Consider the following 21,322-nt stretch of genomic DNA (forward strand, 5'->3'; position numbering starts at 1 on the left):
AAGTTGAAGCATAAATTGACTGTGCCAATATCATTCCTCTGCAGGAATCATACTGTTCGGTCACTCAGTTCATTGATAAATCTTTCGACTTAACTTTTTCACGAGTGCCCACACAGATTGCATGGTCAAATTGTTAAAGAACGTTGACTAACACATTGTGTCAGTCAGGCAGCGAATCTTACGCGCCTTTAATTTTAAGTCAAGAAGTTTTTTTAATTTACTGAAAAACCCTTCTTAACCTACCCCCGCGAACTTAAAGTTAAAACTTTAACGTTTTCACCTTCATCGCTGAGCAGGACGGCCATTCTAGACAAAAACAGTAGCGTGTCAAGCACCCATTTTAGCTGTTTTTGTTAACCTTCCTATTTACCTACAAGTTATACACAGCTTATAAATAACTTACTAAGCTCGCATACTCCCTGCTGGTGTGGCGGCATTATAGGGAACCATTCAAGCATGGCAACTCTTTTTTGTTGTTTATATCCCACTTGATGATATTTCCAGCCAAACAGGCCAAAACCAACAAAAAACCATCAAAGTTAGAGTCGGGTATTCTGGAGCTCAGGAGAATCGTCGTTAATACCCGATTTAACTACGTGGATTATGGTATCCAAGCTCAGAACAGCACTTAAGCTTAGTCTATTATCGGCAGGTTGTTTCTTAATAAAGAGACATACAAGAAAAAGTAGTAGTCAGAAAGCTCCTGACTACCTAAAGAAGATCAGTCAATGGCGACAATAAAGAAAGGATTCAGTAAATCTTCACGGTGATAATACAGCGGTTCACCCGTTAATTGATTAACAGTCGCTCCCGCACTTTCAGCCACGCATTGACCCGCAGCGGTATCCCACATCATTGTAGGACCTAAACGAGGGTAGTATTGAGCCCGACCTTCAGCAACCAGACAGAACTTCAATGATGAGCCGACTTCTGTCATTTTGTATTCCCCGAGCTGTTCCAGATAACTCGCCATATCCTGACTTGGGTGAGAGCGGCTACCCACAACGGTTGGCACTGTTGCTGGCCGCACTTTGATCTGATCTCGACCCGCTTTAGTTTGGAGCCATGCATTTTTTCCATCAGCCAACCAGCTTTTGTCTAGCGCTGGAGCATGAACAATCGCCAGAACCGGTTTACCTTCTTTTATTAGGGCAATATTAACGGTGAACTCACCATTCTGACGCAAGAACTCTTTTGTGCCATCTAATGGATCCACCAGCCAGAATGACGACCAGTGTTGCCGTTCCGGCCAAGGAGTATGAGCTGACTCTTCTGATAAGATAGGGATATCAGGGGTTAGCGACATGAGTCGCTCTACTATAATAGTATTTGCCGCAATATCAGCTTCAGTCACCGGACTGCTATCCGCTTTTTCTTCAACCTGAACATTTGCATGGTAACGATCCATGATCGCTTTTCCGGCATCTAAAGCAATGCCATAGATAGATTCGAGCAGTGCACTCACCAGCGGCTCCTTTTATTAGCGGATAATTTGACGTTCTTTCAATGAACACAAGGACAATTCAACCAACTCTGTTACCGACTTATCACCCGCCTGCAAATGAATTTCCGGATGTTCTGGTGCCTGATATTCAGAATCAATCCCCGTGAACTGCTTAATTTCACCTGCTCGGGCTTTTTTATACAACCCTTTGGGATCACGCTTCTCACATTCACCTAATGGAGTATCAACGAAGACTTCAAGAAACTCCCCTTCAGGGAGTAATTCACGCACTAACTGACGTTCTTCTCTATGAGGTGAAATGAAAGCTGTCAGTACAATCAATCCCGCATCAGCCATTAATTTAGCGACTTCGCCAATCCGGCGGATATTTTCACGGCGATCTTCTGATGAGAATCCGAGATCACGGCACAAACCATGACGTACATTATCACCGTCTAATAGATAGGTATGGTAACCCAGCTCAGCTAAACGGCTCTCTAACGCTCCGGCAACCGTTGACTTACCGGCACCGCTTAAACCGGTAAACCACATCACACAGGGTTTCTGTTTTTTCTGATCAGAACGATATGCTTTATCAATATTATGGCTGTGCCATACCACATTTTCATTGTCTTGAGGTTGAATAATGGCGGTCATAACAAACTCCGTTCCATGACGCTGTATTTAATAATAGGATTTAAAATGGAAATAATAGTGGGATTAACGTGAGAACAACCACGGAGTACACCACTGAAATCGGGAAACCGATACGCAGATAATCTTTCAGTCTGTAATTCCCGACACTGTAAACCAGCAAATTCGTCTGATAGCCATAAGGAGAAATAAAGCTCGCACTGGCACCAAATAAAACGGCCATAATAAAAGGCATAGGATCTGCACCGTACCCCATCGCCAGGCTGTAACTGATAGGAAATGATAACGCCGCGGCGGCATTGTTCGTCACCAGCTCAGTTAATACCAAGGTCAACAGATAGACGGCAATTAAAGCACCATACATCCCCCAACCATTAAATGAGGTCATCAACAGGTTACCCATACGTTCAGATAACCCGCTGGAGATCATTAACTGTGCCAGTGATAACGCAGATCCGACAATAACGACTATATCTATCGGGAATTGACGCCTTAGCTCAGTAAAAGAGATAACACCGGTTGCTAATAAAAGTAAGATGTAAGCTGTCAGGCCCTTAATGATTGGAAGTACATCCGATAAAGCAGCAAGGATCACGGCCATAAATCCTGCCAGCACAGCCAGGCTTTTCGTACTATCAAGACGTGCACTGGAATCTAGACCATTGACCAGAACGAACTCACGGTTCAGCTTTCGCCTTTTCTCGTGAAAGCTCTTGCCCGGCACGATAATTAATGTATCACCAGCATGTAATTCAATATTTCCCAAACCGCCAGCCAGACGTTCATGGCCACGTCGAATAGCCACTACGACCGCATCGAACTGTTCCCGAAACTTAACACTCTTTAACGTCTTGCCCCGGATACCCGCAGAATGACTGACAATCACTTCCATCATGGTCTGGCCATTAAGGTGGTGCTGACCAAATAGTTGCAGTCCTTTGATTTCTTGCAATGTTGTCACGCTTTCCACATCACCGCAAAACAACAAAGTATCACCAGCCTGGAGCTTGGTATCCGGACATACCGGTGCAATCGTCTTCCCGTCACGCAGTAATTCAGCCAAAAACAGGCGACGAAGTGCCCGAAGGCCATTTTCCGTGACGGTTTTACCCACTAATGGAGTCCCTCCCTCAACTCTGGCTTCCAGAAAATAGGGTAATTCATCCTGGGCGCTGTCATCGTAGCTGGGTAAAAAATGGCTTAACGGGATTAAGATAGTCAAACCAATCAGTAACACTGCCAGGCCAATGCCTGTGGGGGCAAAGAAGCCCAGGCTGGGTAAGCCGACATCTTCTACGAAGCTATTTATAATGAGGTTGGTTGATGTACCAATCAGGGTCAAAGTGCCACCTAAAATAGCGGCATAAGAAAGCGGGATCAGCAACTTAGACGGAGCATGACGCTGATTGCGTTTAACCGCGCCAATTAACGACACAACAACGGCGGTATTATTGGTAAACGACGAAAGAAAAGCCGTTGATAAACCTAATTTTGCCACCACTGATGAGTGCCCGCCCTCAGAAATCTGCCGCCCGACCCAGCTGATCAGGCGCGTTTTTTCAAGAGCAATGGAAGCAAGGATCAGTAATACCAGTGTTAACAGTGACGAATTAGTAAAATTGCCTGCCAGCGCCGGCAGATCAATCATCCCGGTCTGGAATCCAACAAACGCCGCCCCTGCAAACAAATAAGCGGGTTTGATCCGTGTGGTTAATAGACAGGTTACTATCACCATCAACATGGCGAGCACCATCCCTTGCTCCCAGCCCATGTTCATTACCCCAGTAACCTACTGATATCGTTCGTACCCCAATGTGGGAAATGTTTACGAATTAAGGCATTAAGTTCTAGCTCAAAAGCACTAAAGTCATGGTGTTTCGCCGTTGATTCAGCGAGTGCTTCACAGACCATGCCAGCACCAACCGTCACATTCGTTAAACGGTCAATGATAATAAATCCGCCGGTATCCATGCAGTTTTTATAAGCATCAACAGCAATGGCTTCATTAAGGACAACTTCACACAAGCCAATACCATTCAAAGGTAAAGCCTCAACTGCAAAGGTCTCAAGATTATTGATATCCACCTGGTGGCGAATAGTCTGTACCGAGCCGACCGTTTTTTTGCCAGCAACTTTTATATCGTACTGGCGCCCGGCTTCTAATGGCGCTTCAGCCATCCAGACAATATCGGCTAACAGATGATTACTCAGCGGTACATCGTCATTAATCGCGACAATGGTATCGCCACGGCTGATATCAATTTCATCGTTCAGCGTAAGCGTCACCGCCTGACCGGGATGAGCTTCAGGCAGATCGCCATCAAAAGTAACGATACGGTTGATAGTTGACGTTTTACCTGACGGCAGCGCTTTGATCTCATCACCTACTTTCACTACGCCAGAGGCAACAGTGCCGGCGAAACCACGGAAATCTAAGTGAGGACGATTGACATATTGCACCGGGAAACGAAAATCACCGGATTCGCGTTCCTGACCGAAATCCACGTTTTCTAATAGCGCCAGCAGGGAATCCCCCTCGTACCAAGGTGTTTTATCACTCAGGTTTACCACATTGTCGCCATCGAGTGCCGAAAGCGGCACTAACTGAATATCAAGGTCGGCATTAAGCTTATCGGCAAATGCCAGGTATTCCTCGCGGATCTGCTCATAGCGAACTTGATCAAAATCAACCAGATCCATTTTGTTAATCGCAACAATAAAATGGCGGATCCCCAGCAAACTGGCGATATACGAATGGCGGCGAGTCTGATCCAATACCCCTTTACGCGCATCAATTAAGATCACTGCAACATCACAAGTCGATGCACCCGTAGCCATGTTACGGGTATACTGCTCATGCCCTGGCGTGTCGGCAATAATGAATTTACGTTTTTTGGTCGAAAAATAACGGTAAGCAACATCAATGGTGATGCCCTGCTCCCGCTCCGCCTGCAGGCCATCGACCAGCAGAGCCAGATCCGGCTTATCGCCCGTTGTACCTATTTTCTGGCTGTCCGTATGAATTGCCGCTAACTGATCTTCATAAATTTGATGAGAATCATGCAGCAGACGACCAATCAGGGTACTTTTACCGTCATCCACTGAGCCGCAGGTTAAAAATCTAAGTAGAGATTTGTTGTGGTGCTGGTCAAGATACGCTTCAATGCCTAACTCAGCGACTTGTTGTTCTATCGTACTGTTCATTTGTCTTTCCTTAGAAATAACCCTGACGCTTCTTCAATTCCATCGATCCAGACTGATCATGGTCAATCGCCCGCCCCTGACGCTCACTCGATGTCGCCACCAGCATTTCTTCAATAATACCCGTTAAGGTATTCGCTTCCGACTCGATAGCACCGGTTAGCGGATAACACCCCAGCGTTCTGAAACGAACACTTTTATGCTCTATTTTCTCGCCTGGCAGCAGTGTCATGCGATCATCATCAGCCATGATTAACATGCCATCACGATCGACCACCGGACGCACAGCCGACAGATAAAGCGGGACGATTTCAATATTTTCTAAATAGATGTATTGCCAGATATCCAGCTCGGTCCAGTTTGATAACGGGAAAACACGGATGCTTTCACCTTTATTGATCTGGCCGTTATAGGTTTTCCATAGCTCCGGACGCTGGTTTTTCGGATCCCAGGTATGGTTCTTATCGCGGAATGAATACACCCGCTCTTTGGCACGGGATTTCTCTTCATCACGACGGGCCCCGCCAAATGCCGCATCAAAACCATACTTGTCCAGAGCCTGCTTCAATCCCTGAGTTTTCATGATATCGGTATGCTTCGACGATCCGTGCTCAAAGGGGCTGATCCCCATAGCTAACCCTTCAGGGTTTTTGTGAACCAGCAGGTCAAAGCCATATTTCTTGGCGGCGTGATCGCGAAACTCAATCATTTCGCGAAATTTCCAGTCAGTATCAACATGCAGCAAAGGAAATGGGATCTTGCCCGGATAGAATGCCTTTCGCGCTAAGTGCAACATGACCGATGAGTCTTTCCCGATGGAATACATCATCACAGGGTTATCAAACTCAGCAGCTACTTCACGGATAATATGAATACTTTCCGCTTCAAGTTGCTTGAGGTGAGTTAATCGTTTTGGATCCATTACTCTCTCCATGCTATGCCAACCTTACTACTGCTGATTGCTGTAGTTGCTGTTCCTGCTTTCCGAACCAATGTAATTTTTCTGATAATTTCACCACTTCTCCCACAACAATAAGCGCAGGTGATGCGGCATTCTGCGCCAGCTGCTCAAGTTCACTCAGCTGACCTTTGAGGACTTTCTGCGTTTTCTGCGTCCCCCTTTCAATAATTGCAACAGGTGTATCGCTGGCCCGGCCATGTTCCAGTAGCTGTTGCTGGATATGACCGGATTTCATCAGCCCCATATAAATGACCAAAGTCTGTTTGCCACGAGCTAACGTCGACCAGTCAAGCTGATCGCTATCAGGTTTAAGATGCCCGGTTATGAACAGTGCGCTCTGGGCATGATCGCGATGAGTCAGCGGAATACCCGCATAGGCTGTTGCTCCGGCGGCGGCAGTAATGCCAGGTACCACCTGGAAAGGAATGCCAGCGTCAAACAACACTTCAAGCTCTTCGCCACCGCGGCCAAAAACAAAAGGATCACCGCCTTTCAGCCGCACAACACGTTTGCCCTGCCGGGCATACTGAACAATCAATTGATTGGTTTGTTCTTGCGGCACACTGTGAAAGCCCGCTTTTTTCCCGACACAGACCTGCTCGGCATCACGACGCACTAAGTCCATCACTTCGTCTGAAACTAAGTAGTCGTAAAGCACGACATCCGCCTGCTGCATCAGTTGCAGTGCGCGCAGCGTTAGCAAGCTTGCATCACCAGGACCGGCACCAATCAGTGCCACCTGGCCCTGAGGAGCATCCGACGTCGAAAGCTCAACCAGCGCCTGTTCGGCTTGCTGTTCTTGTCCCGCAGCCACTAACTCGGAGAAACGCCCATCAAAGGCTTTTTCCCAGAACTGTCTGCGGGCAGAGAAAGAGGTAACGGTCTTGGCGAGTTGGTTACGAAAACGTCCGGCAATGGTTGCCATTTTGCCGAGGTGCTGCGGCAGTATGACTTCAAGTTTTTCGCGAATTAAACGCGCAAGCACGGGGGCTTTGCCTGACGACGAGATCGCCACAATAATGGGTGACCGATCAACAATGGACGGGACAATGAAACTGCAGCGCTGCGTATCGTCGACTACGTTTACTAATACTTGGCGCTGATTTGCCGATTGATAGACCAATGCATTGACCGATTTACGTTCAGTCGCCGCAATAGCCAGAAAAATGCCATCAAGGTGTGACGGTTCAAATTCATCGGCGACATGGGTAATTTGGTGTTGCTGAACAGCTTGCTGGAACTGGTTATTCAATACTGGCGCAATTACGCGAACATCGGCTCCCGCTTTCAACAACATTCGGGTTTTACGCCATGCCACATCATTACCCCCTACAACGAGGCAGGGACGACGTTTCAAATCCGCAAAAATTGGCAAGTAATCCATTTCCAGTGCTCTCAATATTATCAACTTCACTTGCACTATAGATGGAGCGGGATATTACTTGAAATTCTAAAATATCATTTTTTATTCCAAAAAGTTTGAGCGATTGAAAAACCAGTCAATTGTGCAGGAGGAAACTTAATGGACAGAGAAAAGAAGCCAGAATAACGATGATCACAACAGAATGGGGCAAGGCATAGCAATGAACCAGACTCATCAGGATTAACTTAATGCCCTTTTAGATGAAATATCGACAAGTAAATCCTCATCAACGTCGACTTAAAGACAGCCAATGAGCCTAAATACGCGATTTAAAGCACAATAAATTAAGAAGTTACCGTCATCACCCACATATTTTTGATACCTTTAGCACACTTTCCCGTGTCTATTTTCCCTGGAGAAAATCATGAAATTATCTGCCAAGCCACTGTCAATTGCAGTACTGGGTGGTCTGCTAGCGCTGGCGGGTCCGGCCACTGCAGAAACCATCAAATTACGGATTCTGGAAACCACCGATATCCATACCAATGTGATGGATTATGATTACTACAAAAATAAGCCAACGCAAAAAACAGGTCTTGTCCGTACCGCAACATTAGTAAAACAAGCCCGAGCTGAAGTGACTAACAGCGTATTAGTTGATAATGGTGATCTGCTTCAGGGCAGCCCGATGGGCGATTACATGGCAGATAAAGGGATCAAGCCTGGTGAGGTTCATCCTGTTTATAAGGCGATGAACTTATTAAACTACGATGTCGGTAATCTGGGAAACCACGAGTTCAACTATGGTCTGGCTTTCTTAAAAGAATCCCTTAATGACGCGGCATTTCCTTACATCAATGCGAACGTGATTGACCTGAAAACAGGTAAAAACATGTTCACGCCTTACATCATCAAACCTCATACCTTTAAAGACACTGATGGGATGGCGCATGAAATAAAAATCGGTTATATCGGTTTTGTTCCTCCGCAAATCCTGATTTGGGATAAGAAAAACCTGGAAGGCAAAGTAGAAGCCAGAGATATCAAACAAACGGCTGAGAAATTTGTTCCGCAAATGAAAGCTGAAGGGGCTGATGTTATCATCGCTATTCCGCATTCCGGGGTGTCGGCAGACCCATACAAAGTCATGGCCGAAAACTCAGTGTATTACCTCACCGAAGTGGAAGGCATTGATGCCATTGCCTTTGGCCATTCCCATGCCGTATTCCCAAGTAAAAGCTTCGAAAAACTGCCCAATGCCGACATTGAAAAAGGCACGATTAATGGTGTCGCTGCCGTTATGCCCGGCCGCTGGGGCGATCATCTGGGGGTGATGGATCTGGTACTGGATAAGCAAGGTGATACTTGGGCAGTCACCAACGCACAAACTGAAGCTCGCCCGATCTATGATAAATTTGATAAAAAGCCATTAGTTGAAGCGGATGAAGCGCTGGTTAAAGCAGTCAGCGGTGAGCACGCGGCAACCCGTACATTCGTTAACCAGCCAATTGGTAAAGCCAGCGATGTGATGTACAGCTTCTTGGCACTGGTCCAGGACGATCCAACGGTTCAGATTGTTAACCTTGCACAAAAAGATTATGTCGAACGCTTTATTCAGGGGGATCCGGATCTGGACGGCACTCCGGTACTTTCTGCTGCAGCCCCCTTTAAAGCCGGCGGTCGAGGTAACGATCCAAGCAACTTTACGGAAGTAGAGGCTGGCCAGCTGACTTTCCGTAATGCCGCCGATCTCTACCTTTACCCGAATACCTTAGTGGCAATGAAAGTCACCGGCAAAGAAGTGAAAGAGTGGCTGGAATGCTCTGCCGCCCAATTTAATCAAATCGACCTGACCAGCACCGCCCAACAAGGCCTTATTAACTGGGAAGGTTTCCGCACCTACAACTTCGATGTTATGGAAGGGGTTGAGTACGGTATCGATGTCTCACAACCCGCACGTTATGATGGCAACTGTAAGCGTATTAATGGCCAGGCAGAGCGGATAAAAGGCTTAAGCTTTAACGGTCGGCCGGTTGATCCTCAGCAGCCATTTATCATCGCAACCAATAACTACCGCGCTTATAGCGGTAAGTTTGCCGGTACTGGTGAGCAGTTCGTCGCTTTTGCTTCTCCTGATGAAAACCGCACGGTCGTTGCTGATTACATCAGCCGGATCAGCAAAGAAAAAGGCCAGGTTGTACCCAATGCTGATAACAACTGGCACTTCACTCCACTGAAGAGTGATCACAAGCTGAACATCACTTTTGAAACCTCGCCAAGTGAAAAAGCAGCTAAGTTCATCAAAGAGAAAAGCCTGTATCCAATGACACCAACAGGTACCGATAAAGTTGGCTTTGCCATTTATCAACTGGATCTGCAGACAAAATAAGGCCTCATTCAGCCTGATAATGATACAGATAAAATACCGTAGCCTAGACTGCGGTATTTTTTTGCTATGATGCCAGTAAGGCTAATTAACCAGATCTCCAAGATGAAAGATGTACTGAATCATTTTCTCCAGCAGTTAGGGGGCAGCAGCGATGCCACCCAAATGGCAACAGATCAAGCCAAACTGCTCGAACTGCCGACTCGTCACATACTGCTTAATCAAGGCGAAACCCCCAGCGAGTGTTATTTCTTATTAGAGGGTGTTTGTCATGCCTGCTATCTCACCGAAGATGGACGTCAGTACAGCAAGGAATTTTACTGGGATCAGGATGTGCTGATTGGCTTTGATAGTCTGATCACCGAGCAGCCTTCCCCCTATCTATTGGAAACACTTTCTGCCAGCCAGCTACTGGCACTTCCTATTGAGTTGCTACAGCAATGGCGCGAACAGGGCGATCCTCTCTATATCAAATTACTGGAACGTCAGCTGGTACATAAAGAACAAAAAGAACGTTTCATGTTACTGCATTCACCAGAAGAACGTTTTCAGCTATTTAGCGAAAGCTTTCCCGATTTACTCAAACACGTGGCGGATCACCAAGTGGCTTCTTATCTTGGTATTCCTCCCATTAGCTTAAGCAGGCTCAAAAAACGACTCGGTGAAAAATAATTAACAATTGTTAAGGCGTCCTTCTCTTCGAGCCGCTATGTTAGGCCCAATTATACGAACTGGTTTACACCAAACCCAAGGAGCAATATATCATGCAGTGGCTATGCCTTCCTTTCAGCCAGTTATCAACCGATCAGCTCTACGACCTCATGAAATTGCGTGTCGATATTTTTGTGGTCGAGCAAAACTGTCCGTATCACGAATTGGATAACCATGATCGAAAAGACGGGGTTCATCATCTGCTAGGCTATAAAAACGATAAACTGGTGGCCTATTTACGCCTGTTACCGCCCGGGACAACTTACGACAATGTCAGTCTTGGCCGCATAGCGATCGCGCCATCGACCAGAAGCCTTGGCCTAGGCCACAGCCTGCTCCAACAGGGTTTACAGCAAGCTGAGTTATTGTGGTCAGGAAAAACGATTGATATTGGCGCGCAGGCACATCTGCAGGATTATTACCGGCAATATGGCTTTACCGCGTTCTCAGAGACCTACCTCGAAGATGACATTCCTCATATTGATATGCGCTTAACCAAAAGCGCACAGTGAAAACACTGTATAAAAAACGAGAAGGTAGAAAAAAGAAGGCCGCATGATGCGGCCTTCTACAAGCTTAGATCAGGCATGAAGCCCGTTACTGGCCACGCGCAAAGCTGCCGTCTGAACGGCGGAAGAACATCACCGGATCACCATCACTGCTCTCGATCTGCAGCGCATCCAGCTGACCATTCGCGGTTTGCTTATAACGCAGCCACTGACCGGATTGTATCTGGCTCAACGGTTTCCCTTTTCCTTCAATCGCCGCGACCGCATACAGATCTGACAATGGCAGCGCTTTCTCACGGAAAATATGCGCCAGCGTTTCTCCCTTCTGCACTTGGTACTTAAACCATTGTTCCGCCACAACCGCTTTGACCTCCGTCGTCGCTGCCGGTTCTGTAACCTCAGCAGCGAGCTGACTCGGACGCTTCGGAGACACCGGCTCAGCACGCTTGTCTACCGGTTCCGGCGTATTATCAATATTCAGCTCAATATCACGGCGTACCGTCTGTTCCGGTATAGAGCTATCCGCCTTCTTGCTGGCGGGAAGCAATACTAAAACCAGCACCAAAGGGATCAGTACCGCCAGAGCACGACGATGTAATTTCGGCAGGCGTTGCCACTTGGCTTTCAATGGCGCCAATTTTTCCAGCCAGGCTTGCTTACTGCCAGTCAAGCGAATTTGACTAAAGGAAAAATCCGGCAGTTTAAATCCATTATTTTTCTTTGAACGGCGTTTGGCCTGTCCCATATACAACACTCCAGAGCTTTTTTAAGCCACGCAATCAAGGAATACTATTTACAAAAGTTTACCCCTTGGGGTCGAAACTGTTATCCTGCCTGCTTTAATTCACTCTACATTAAGAGATGACAAAAATGTCTGACGTTAAACTAGATACAGTTGAAACTAAAGCAAGCTACGGTATTGGTCTACAAATGGGCCAACAACTAGCGCAAAGCGGTCTTGAAGGCCTAAACGTTGCTGCTATTGCTAAAGGTATCGCAACTTCTCTAACTGGTGACATGCCAGAAATCGAAGTGGATGACATCAACAATGCACTTCGTGAACTTCACACCACTGCTGAAACAGCTCGCCAAGAGCAGGCTAAAGTTGCAGCTGCTGACGGTGAAGCTTTCCTAAAAGATAACGCACTACGCTCAGAAGTTACAGTAACGGAATCAGGTCTTCAGTACGAAGTACTTGTTGAAGGTAACGGCGAAATCCCTTCATCTGACAAGCAAGTACGTGTTCACTACCACGGTGAGCTAACTGACGGTACGGTATTCGACAGCTCTGTATCTCGCGGTCAGCCAGCTGAATTCCCAGTAACTGGCGTCATCGCTGGTTGGGTTGAAGCTCTGCAGATGATGCCTGTTGGTTCTAAGTGGAAACTGTACATCCCTCAGGATCTTGCTTATGGTGAGCGTGGCGCAGGTGCTGCTATCCCTCCATTTGCAGCACTAGTCTTCGAAGTAGAACTTCTAGACATCCTGTAAGTTACCTTTAGGTAGCGTAAGAAGGCGAAACGGTGCAACCGCGCTGTTTTGCCTTCCTGAAATAACGCACACACACCGCGCAGTTAATCACATTTTTTCAATTTTATTTGCTACTTACACCACATTCTCCACTACGCTTAGTAAACGCGCAAAAGGAGAATGACATGGATAAAGTTCAACTAACCCGCCGTTTTTTCAGCCTCTTCACCCTCATCGGTATTCTTGCAACCAGCCCTTCGAGTTTCGCCTTCAGTCTGCCAGATCTTTTTGGTGGCGATGATGAGCCCGCGGCAACGACAACCTCAATAGCAGCCAATCCGCTCACTGATTTACTCAGTAGCCAGCTAGGCGTCTCCCCGGAACAAGCCGCTGGCGGAGCAGGGGCTTTACTGTCTATGGCAACCAGTCAACTCTCGGGCGATCAAGCCAGTGAATTAACCCAAATGATCCCGGGCTTAGATACCTTAACGAATGCAATCCCATCCGGGCTCAGCGGCATGCTTAGCACCATGAATGGACTCAATCAGGTCTTCACCGCACTGGGTATGGATGCTGGCATGGTCAGCCAGTTTATTCCGGTTGTGATGCAATATTTAGGCGATCAGGGAGCCAGTGCCGGATTAATGGAAACATTAGGCCAAGTGTGGCGTTCGACAAGCTAAGCCAATCTCATCGACAAACTCAATTTTTGGCCATAACCATACAGGGTCGCCCGTGCCGCCCTGTCAGCATAAGGTAAATTAGTGAAAATAATGAAAAAGCCTTATCTTCATCACCCTTGCAGGCCAGATAAGGCTTTCATGTTATTACGCAATATTGGATATGTGAGTTAACCTATTAGATACCGGACCCATCAGATTCGCCATCATCTTCATGCAACCCACATTCGCGTTTAAGACCAAAGAAACGGGTTTCTTCCTCTTTCATCCCCGGCTCCCACTTACGTGTGGTATGGGTATCGCCAACGGATAAATAACCTTCTTCCCGTAATGGGTGATAAGGCAATTCATGCTGGGTCAGGTAGTGGTGAATATCCTTATCACTCCAGTCAATCAGAGGCAAAAATTTGAACACACCATTTTGAATCGCCAGTACCGGCAGCGATGCCCGTGAACTCGACTGCTCGCGACGCAAACCCGAGAACCAGGCACTCACATTCAGCTCATCCAGCGCCCGCCGCATCGGTTCGACTTTATTAAGCCGGTTATATTGCTTAATACCGTCGACGCCCTGCTTCCATAACTGACCATGGCGGGCTTCCTGCCATGCCGCACTGGTCTCAGCACGGTAGACATGCAGATTCAGCGATAACCGATCTGTCAGCTGATCGATAAACTGATAGGTTTCCTTAAACAGGTAACCGGTATCCGTCAGGATCACCGGAACATCGGGCGCTTCCTGAGTCACCAGGTGCAGCATCACAGCAGATTGAATACCAAAACTTGATGCAAGAGCAAATTCACCGTCAAGGTTTTCCAGTGCCCAGCGCACCCGGTCAGGTGCAGAAAGGGCCTCTAGCTCAGCATTAATCTCGGCTAATTGAAGGATCTGCTCAACCTTCGTTTTTTGCAGCAAATCCGCTAATGCGTATTTAGGCATGGAAATCCCTCTTTGAGACGAGCACAGGTTCAATAATACCGGCTCGGATGGTGAAATCACCAAAGCCTTCACCGTCTTCACGCTCAGTAGCCCAGCGGCCAACCAGCTGATCGATCTCATCCATAATTTGTGGCACCGTGATATTTTCCCGGTACATTTTCGGTACCCGGGTACCATTACGGTTACCGCCTAAATGGACGTTATAGCGACCCGGCGCTTTACCGACTAATCCGATTTCGGCCAACATTGCACGTCCGCAACCATTAGGACAGCCCGTTACCCGCAGAATGATATTCTCATCTTTCGCTAAACCATGCTTTTCCAGTACCGCCTCAACATCCGTCACAAACTGAGGCAGAAAACGCTCAGCTTCGGCCATTGCCAAAGGACAGGTGGGGAAAGAGACACAGGCCATCGAGTTTTTACGCTGCTCGCTGACGCCATCATCGATCAAGCCATGATCCCGAGCGATCTTCTCGATCCGATCTTTTTCCTCTGCCGATACCCCCGCCACAATCAGGTTCTGATTGGCGGTCATACGGAAATCGCCTTGATGGACTTTGGCAATTTCCGCGACACCGGTCTTGAGCGGTTTGCCCGGATGATCCAGCAAACGACCATTTTCAATAAACAACGCTAAGTGGTGCTTGCCATCAATGCCTGCAACCCAACCGATACGATCGCCCCTTTCGGTAAATTCGTAGGGGCGACTTGCTTCAAATTGCACGCCGGCCCGATTTTCGACTTCCGCCTTAAAGACATCAACACCGACACGATCCAGGGTATATTTCGTTTTCGCGTTCTTACGGTTAGAGCGGTTACCCCAGTCACGCTGGGTAGTAACCACCGCAGTCGCCACATCCAGGGTTTTGTCTAACGGGATAAAGCCAAAATCATCAGCCTTGCGCGGATAGGTCGATGTGTCACCATGGGTCATCGCCAGGCCACCGCCTACCAGCACATTAAAACCAACTAATTTTCCGTTGTCAGCAATGGCGACAAAGTTGAGATCATTGGCATGAACATCGATATCGTTCTGCGGCGGAATAACCACCGTGGTCTTAAATTTTCGTGGCAGATAAGTACTGCCCAGAATGGGCTCTTCATCGCCACCTTCAATCTTTTCACCATCAAGCCAAATTTCAGCATAGGCGCGGGTTTTCGGCAGCAGATGTTCACTGATCTTTTTCGCCCACTCATAGGCTTCCTGATGCAGCTCCGACTCTACCGGATTGGAGGTACACAGCACGTTACGGTTCACATCACCCGCGGTGGCAATGGAATCGATACCGATCTTATTTAACGTCTGGTGCATCAATTTAATATCAGGCTTCAACACCCCATGAAACTGAAAAGTCTGACGGGTGGTCAGGCGAATACTCCCGTACAGAGTGTGCTCTTCGGCAAACTGGTCAATCGCCAGCCACTGCTTAGGGGTAATAATGCCCCCCGGCATACGGGCACGCAGCATCACATTGTATAAGGGTTCCAGCTTTTGCTTGGCACGCTCGGCACGGATATCACGATCATCCTGCTGGTACATACCATGGAAGCGAATTAACTGGAAATTATCGGCCGTAAACCCTCCGGTGGTACGATCTTGCAAGTCTTCAGCGATCGTACCCCGAAGAAAATTACTTTCTCGCTTCAGGCGTTCGTTATCTGATAATTTTTGTTCAGTCATTAGTACACATCCCTCTGGTAACGCTTATTCTTTCGCAGATCATTAAGATACTGTTCTGCCTGTTCCCGGTCCTGATGACCTTGTTGTTCGATTACCGTGATCAAGGCTTCATGGACATCTTTCGCCATATGGGTCGCATCACCACACACATAGACATGCGCTCCGTCCTGCAACCACTGCCAGACTTGCTCAGCCTGCTCCAGCACCCGATGCTGAACATACACTTTTTCTTTCTGATCGCGACTGAACGCCACATCAAGCTGATTAATCACTCCCGATTTCAGGTACTTCTGCCATTCCACCTGATAGAGAAAATCTTCAGTAAAGGTACGGTCACCAAAGAACAACCAGTTTTTCCCTTCTGCGTCGCGATTTTCACGCTCCTGAATAAAGGCACGGAATGGGGCAATACCGGTGCCCGGGCCAATCATGATCACCGGAGTATTATCATCGGCAGGCAATTTGAAGTGATTGTTAGGTTCAACAAACACCTTGACGCTATCACCTTCTGCAAGGCGATGAGACAAGAAGCTGGATGCGCCACCCAGACGGCTTTCGCCCTCCTTTTCATACTCAACCACCCCTACGGTCAGGTGAACTTCCTCCCCCACCTCTTCCTGACTGGAAGCTATAGAATACAAACGGGGGGTCAGGCGTCGAAGTAAACCGGTAAGCTGCTCTGCACTGAGCTGAGTTTTCTTTTCCGCCAGCACATCTATAAGCTGGGTATTAGCCGCGTATTCACGAAGCTTGTCTTTGTCTGAGACCAGCTTCTCCAGCTTTTTACTGCCAGACAATTGAGCGAACTTGGTGACCAACTGCGGGTTGGCCGCCGTAATTTCATACTTACTGATCAGGGCTTGTTTTAAGCTCAGCTTATCACTATCGACTTCTACCGTTTCCTCTCCGCTCAATCCGGCTTTAGCCAGAATGGCTGCCGCCAAAGTAGCATCATTTTCATACCAAACGCCCAGCGCATCGCCTGGTTGGTAGGTTAACCCGGACTCTTCCAGATCAATTTCAATATGGCGTACATCTTTGCCCGAACGACGACCCGTAATTTTCTGGCTGGTCAGTAAGGTAGCCGAATACGGTTTTTGCTTGGAATACGGTGATGGCGCCTGCTGCGTCTGGCCAACAGGCAGCTGCACCACTTCAGCCTCACCGCTCGCTAGCGTTTCCCGGACTTTATCCAGCGCCTTCGCACGCCATGCAGCAACAGACGCATCATAGTCAACGTCACAGTCAAGGCGTTCTAGCATTGGCTGAGCGCCAAGCTGGGTAAGGAAACCATCAAAATCCTTTGCTGTCTGACAGAAGAACTCGTAGCTCGAATCACCCAGGCCAATGACGGCATATTTCAGGTTCGGTAATTTCGGGGCTTTCTTCGACTGTAAGAACTCGTGCAATTCAATGGCATCATCCGGGGCTTCCCCTTCACCGTGCGTTGAAGCAACAATGATGACATGAGTGGCTTTCGCCAAATTCTTCCCTTTGTAATCACCTGCCGAGAACAGCTCAACAGACATACCCGCAGCGCTCGCTTCTGCTTTCAGCGTTTCTGCAACGCCTTTGGCATTCCCCGTTTGTGAAGCATAGATAATGGTTAACTTACCAGCCGGGGGCGCGGCAGCTGCTGGTTGTGTGACCGACTGCAGATGGCCTGAGGCCTGAGTCTGGCTCAGCCCCCAGAAATAGCCACTGATCCACGCGAGTTGCTGCGGCGATGATTCAGCGGCTGCTTGCTGCAGCTGCTCGATTTGTTGATCATTGATGGGGCTGGCTATAGCCGAGAGTTCCTTAAGTAACATGACACGACGATCCCTATATATTGCGTCATGTTAGATTAGCCACTTAAGGCCATAACAAGAAAGAATAGATAAGAATGTTTTATAACTTTTAGTATGAACGAGGCGCGAGGACGTCTGACTCAGTCAGCTATTAAGTCAAAAAAACTCTCAACAGGAAAGATGGCATCAGAAAGTATCGGCGATACGCACCTGATGAAAGCCCACTTCAAATGCCCTTTCGGTAGCAGTATCAATATCGTGATAGCACTTTTCACTGCCAGCGCTATCCGTTAAAGGTACCAGCCCGCCTCGGCGGTGACGGAATTCAACAATCCATCCATTCTCCTGGATCGATGGCTCAATGACAGCTTCAACTAAATCGCTGGCAGCATATAAACGTTGTAATTCGGTTAATGTCATGAGACCGCTTCCTGATAAATACCCTACTTATTAAAAATGGTACAAAAGCAGGAGAACAGGCAACAAAAAAGCCACGAAAATCGTGGCTTGTTTCAATCAATCACTCTCGCAGAGTGGCTTAGATATCGATTTCGATACCCGCAAACCAACCGTCTAGCTTCACTTTGCCATCAGTATTTTTAATGAAGTCAAAGTCATAGTCCATCACACGATAGCCTGCACGCAGGTTAAGATCGGCGGCGATTAAAGGAAGAGTCCACTTAACACCAGCCTGGCCATCAACCGTGCTTGTACTGTCATAGCTGCCAACGTTCAGATCACCGAACACCGAGACTGGCGTCATAGGAATGCCAACTTCCACGTTTCCGTACAGACTTGGCTGCCACTCGCTGAAGCTCTCGCCTTCAAACTTACCCGCATTGAACTTTGACAATGAGAAGCCAACATCAAAAGCAACGGCGTCATTGTCCAAAATTTCATAGTATGCGGTGTAATCTGTCTGGCCGAACGCCACTGATCCCGTATCAATATCGTTATAACGAATACGCAGATTTGGCACTAGAGGGATAAAGTGCTCGACAGCAACATACAGCGACGTCGCGGTATCATCACTATGACGTGTGTCGTTCACTTTTGCATCTGCAAACCATGCATCCGCCCCGACTTTAGCCCCTATCAGGGTTGCAGCTTGTGCAGGAACAGCAAAAGCTACAGCAACCGCTGCAGCGGAAAGAATGAGTTTTTTCATGCCGAGTCTCCGCTCTTATTAGTATTTAAAAAATTGGCGAAGACTATACCAGATGCGGTATAAGAAAACCGCACTTCATTCGCATTGATGAAATGTTAAGCACAAAAAAATCAATGCTATATGTCAACAACACAACATGGGTACCATTAATAACGACGTCGATAACGCGGCGGCGTGCGGTGACATTGCTCGGCTTTTCTTTTCCGGTAAAACCAGACCACAACGGCAATCAAAATGATCCAGGGCAACAACTTGAACACCACGCCGATCATGCCAGCCACTGCCATAATGGCAAAACCGGCCATTACCGCTATCACGACCCCCATCATACTGATGCCGGTAAAGACCAGCACCACCGCAAAAACGATTAGAAATAGAAACTCAATCATACCCTTTCCTTTATATTATCGGCTCTATGAGAGATGTGCACAAAGCAGGCCAGAAATATGAAACAGGCCAATACCATATAGATCAGACAGATATAAAAAAACGTGACCTTTGATTAAGATCACGCTTCAATTTATTGGTCAAATTCACCATATCGAATGGTGTGGCTGACCACACCCAAACAGTTAGCAATCTCAGTCAGACATCTAAATGCGCCGGGATTTTATCCAGAGCCTGCTGCAGCACTTCTATCCCTGCGCCAGGCTTGTGGGCATTTTCGCTAATATGACGACGCCATTGACGGGCACCCGGCATACTCTGGAACAGGCCCAGCATATGGCGAGTAATGTGCCCCAGGTAGGATCCATCAGCCAGCTGGCGCTCAATATACGGATACATGGCTTCCACCACTTCACGACGTTTTTTCACCGGCTTATTGCTGCCAAACAGGCGCTGGTCAAGCTCTGCCATCATATAAGGGTTTTGGTATGCTTCACGGCCAACCATCGCCCCGTCAAGGTGTATCAGGTGAGCTTCAATTTCTGCCAGTGTTTTTACGCCGCCATTAACGGCCATGGTCAGGTGAGGGAAGTCTTGCTTTAGCTGATAAACACGCGGGTAATCCAATGGCGGGATTTCACGATTTTCTTTCGGGCTCAACCCCTTTAACCAGGCTTTACGGGCATGGATGGTAAAGTTATCACAGCCGCCTTTTTCGCTTACCGTACCGATAAAATCGGTCAGGAACTGGTAAGAATCCTGCTCATCAATACCAATCCGGGTTTTAACCGTCACTGGAATATCAACCACTTCACGCATAGCTGAGACACACAAGGCCACCAGCTCCGCTTCGCCCATCAAACAAGCACCAAAACGGCCATTCTGTACACGATCCGACGGACAACCCACATTCAGATTAACTTCATCATAACCGCGATCTTGGGCCAGCTTGGCACAATGTGCAAGATCTGCCGGATTCGAACCACCCAGCTGCAATGCCAACGGGTGCTCTTCGTCGTTATACGCCAGATAATCCCCTTTACCGTGAATGATCGCGCCGGTTGTCACCATCTCGGTATAAAGCAACGCGTGCTCACTCAGCAGACGATGAAAATAACGGCAATGGCGATCCGTCCAATCGAGCATCGGGGCGACGGAGAAACGACATGAGGGGAACTCACCCTTAAGTGTTTGTTCTGATCGTAAATCGTCGCAATTTGCAACAGCACTATTTGGCATCGAAAACCTCATTCTGACCCGTTTTTGCCTGTTTTTTGACCCCTTGGGTTCACAACAATGACCCAAAAAATCTTCCTTCAGCATCCTATTTGAGCGCCGATAACCGTCGCTTCAATCCGCCGAATATCCATCCAGCGATGGTTAGCTTTATCAAAGAGAGCGGATTCTACCCCATTACGGACACAAGCCCAAATAAGGAGAGCATCATAGGGGCTATGGCGATGACACATCTCAGTATTAGAAATGTGTATAAACAAAGCAACCCTAGGCTAACTGACACATATGAAGCGGTCATAAAACGAATAGCAGCAAAGGCTTGAAGGTGAAAAAATGCGCCGTCAGAGGCAAGAGTAAAAAGTAAAAAGTAAAAAGTAAAAAGAACATTGGCTTCTTTTTCCTTTTTAATTTAATAGATTGTTATTTAAGTATTTTACTTCCCAACCCTTACCACCTGTACAGCATTTCAAGCTTTTAGACACCAGTAGGCAAAAAGCTGAACGGTCGATGTAAACTTTAAAGATTCAATACGTTAGAAATATGACTATCGGTAAATCATTAACGAACGACGACTTTTAGGTGAAAATAAGGCAAAAAGGTGTACGGAGTGAATTATCTGCATAAAAGCCCCATCCCAGTACGAAACGCGCACATATGATGGCAAAAACAAATCCCAACAGATCTTCAACGGACTATAGCCAACTGGCTTCATTTTCCAGCCCTCGAAATGTCCGCCAT

Annotated in this window: 19 protein-coding genes; 5 read left to right on the forward strand and 14 right to left on the reverse strand. The window is 47.5% G+C overall.

The annotated features are described in order from the left end of the window. Nucleotides 1-721 precede the first annotated feature (721 nt). The 6 genes from cysQ to cysG are packed head-to-tail and all read right to left on the reverse strand — an operon-like array spanning nt 722 to nt 7,644. Entirely contained in the window at nt 722-1,465 is a 744-nt protein-coding gene (gene cysQ, locus R3289_RS19335; RefSeq protein WP_413466726.1) for a 3'(2'),5'-bisphosphate nucleotidase CysQ, read from the reverse strand. 15 nt (nt 1,466-1,480) lie between these two features. Continuing rightward, a complete protein-coding gene (gene cysC, locus R3289_RS19340; protein WP_318927517.1) occupies nt 1,481-2,101 on the reverse strand; it encodes an adenylyl-sulfate kinase in 621 nt (206 codons plus the stop codon). 40 nt (nt 2,102-2,141) lie between these two features. Next, on the reverse strand, nt 2,142-3,869 hold the full coding sequence (locus tag R3289_RS19345; RefSeq protein WP_318927590.1) for an SLC13 family permease: 1,728 nt from the start codon (nt 3,867-3,869) through the stop codon (nt 2,142-2,144). A gap of 5 nt (nt 3,870-3,874) precedes the next feature. After that, entirely contained in the window at nt 3,875-5,302 is a 1,428-nt protein-coding gene (gene cysN / locus R3289_RS19350; protein WP_318927519.1) for a sulfate adenylyltransferase subunit CysN, read from the reverse strand. 10 nt (nt 5,303-5,312) lie between these two features. Further along, nucleotides 5,313-6,221 (reverse strand): sulfate adenylyltransferase subunit CysD, encoded by a 909-nt coding sequence (gene cysD / locus R3289_RS19355; RefSeq protein WP_318927521.1) that lies wholly within the window; start codon nt 6,219-6,221, stop codon nt 5,313-5,315. Between the two features lie 13 nt (nt 6,222-6,234). Next, nucleotides 6,235-7,644, reverse strand: coding sequence for a siroheme synthase CysG (gene cysG / locus R3289_RS19360; protein ID WP_318927523.1), 1,410 nt, complete (start codon nt 7,642-7,644; stop codon nt 6,235-6,237). A 403-nt stretch (nt 7,645-8,047) separates the two neighbouring features. On the opposite strand from cysG, the gene R3289_RS19365 reads away from it, so the two are divergent. The 3 genes from R3289_RS19365 (at nt 8,048) to R3289_RS19375 (ending at nt 11,232) form a co-directional block, all read left to right on the forward strand. Then, the gene (locus R3289_RS19365) at nt 8,048-10,012 is read left to right on the forward strand and encodes a bifunctional 2',3'-cyclic-nucleotide 2'-phosphodiesterase/3'-nucleotidase (RefSeq protein ID WP_318927525.1); all 1,965 of its coding nucleotides are present in this window, start codon (nt 8,048-8,050) and stop codon (nt 10,010-10,012) included. A gap of 102 nt (nt 10,013-10,114) precedes the next feature. After that, on the forward strand, nt 10,115-10,681 hold the full coding sequence (locus tag R3289_RS19370; protein ID WP_318927527.1) for a Crp/Fnr family transcriptional regulator: 567 nt from the start codon (nt 10,115-10,117) through the stop codon (nt 10,679-10,681). Between the two features lie 89 nt (nt 10,682-10,770). After that, the gene (locus R3289_RS19375; RefSeq protein ID WP_318927591.1) at nt 10,771-11,232 is read left to right on the forward strand and encodes a GNAT family N-acetyltransferase; all 462 of its coding nucleotides are present in this window, start codon (nt 10,771-10,773) and stop codon (nt 11,230-11,232) included. An 85-nt stretch (nt 11,233-11,317) separates the two neighbouring features. Here the strand turns inward: R3289_RS19375 and R3289_RS19380 are convergent, their stop codons facing one another. After that, nucleotides 11,318-11,974 (reverse strand): LysM-like peptidoglycan-binding domain-containing protein, encoded by a 657-nt coding sequence (locus R3289_RS19380; RefSeq protein WP_318927529.1) that lies wholly within the window; start codon nt 11,972-11,974, stop codon nt 11,318-11,320. A gap of 125 nt (nt 11,975-12,099) precedes the next feature. Between R3289_RS19380 and R3289_RS19385 the strand changes: the two genes are divergently transcribed. After that, nucleotides 12,100-12,720 (forward strand): FKBP-type peptidyl-prolyl cis-trans isomerase, encoded by a 621-nt coding sequence (locus tag R3289_RS19385; RefSeq protein WP_318927531.1) that lies wholly within the window; start codon nt 12,100-12,102, stop codon nt 12,718-12,720. A 164-nt stretch (nt 12,721-12,884) separates the two neighbouring features. Then, a complete protein-coding gene (locus R3289_RS19390) occupies nt 12,885-13,382 on the forward strand; it encodes a DUF2780 domain-containing protein (protein WP_318927533.1) in 498 nt (165 codons plus the stop codon). A gap of 175 nt (nt 13,383-13,557) precedes the next feature. Here the strand turns inward: R3289_RS19390 and R3289_RS19395 are convergent, their stop codons facing one another. The 7 genes from R3289_RS19395 to dusA all read right to left on the reverse strand — a co-directional run bounded on the left by R3289_RS19395 (nt 13,558) and on the right by dusA (nt 20,587). After that, nucleotides 13,558-14,319 carry a phosphoadenylyl-sulfate reductase gene (locus tag R3289_RS19395; protein ID WP_318927535.1) on the reverse strand — a complete coding sequence of 254 codons (762 nt, stop codon included), beginning with the start codon at nt 14,317-14,319 and terminating at the stop codon, nt 13,558-13,560. After that, complete coding sequence (cysI, locus tag R3289_RS19400) at nt 14,312-16,003, reverse strand: assimilatory sulfite reductase (NADPH) hemoprotein subunit (RefSeq protein ID WP_318927537.1); 1,692 nt, start codon at nt 16,001-16,003, stop codon at nt 14,312-14,314. Before cysI ends, R3289_RS19395 begins: the two co-directional genes overlap by 8 nt. Further along, nucleotides 16,003-17,814, reverse strand: coding sequence for an assimilatory sulfite reductase (NADPH) flavoprotein subunit (locus tag R3289_RS19405; RefSeq protein ID WP_318927538.1), 1,812 nt, complete (start codon nt 17,812-17,814; stop codon nt 16,003-16,005). Before R3289_RS19405 ends, cysI begins: the two co-directional genes overlap by 1 nt. Before the next feature lie 165 nt (nt 17,815-17,979). Continuing rightward, nucleotides 17,980-18,213 (reverse strand): thymidylate kinase, encoded by a 234-nt coding sequence (locus tag R3289_RS19410; protein ID WP_318927539.1) that lies wholly within the window; start codon nt 18,211-18,213, stop codon nt 17,980-17,982. A gap of 118 nt (nt 18,214-18,331) precedes the next feature. Continuing rightward, complete coding sequence (locus R3289_RS19415; protein WP_318927541.1) at nt 18,332-18,961, reverse strand: TIGR04219 family outer membrane beta-barrel protein; 630 nt, start codon at nt 18,959-18,961, stop codon at nt 18,332-18,334. 146 nt (nt 18,962-19,107) lie between these two features. Then, nucleotides 19,108-19,350 carry an envelope stress response protein PspG gene (gene pspG, locus R3289_RS19420; RefSeq protein ID WP_318927542.1) on the reverse strand — a complete coding sequence of 81 codons (243 nt, stop codon included), beginning with the start codon at nt 19,348-19,350 and terminating at the stop codon, nt 19,108-19,110. A 196-nt stretch (nt 19,351-19,546) separates the two neighbouring features. Then, on the reverse strand, nt 19,547-20,587 hold the full coding sequence (dusA, locus tag R3289_RS19425; RefSeq protein ID WP_318927544.1) for a tRNA dihydrouridine(20/20a) synthase DusA: 1,041 nt from the start codon (nt 20,585-20,587) through the stop codon (nt 19,547-19,549). Nucleotides 20,588-21,322: the final 735 nt, after the last annotated feature.

This window comes from Photobacterium sp. (assembly GCF_033720175.1).
Taxonomy (GTDB): Bacteria; Pseudomonadota; Gammaproteobacteria; order Enterobacterales; family Vibrionaceae; genus Photobacterium.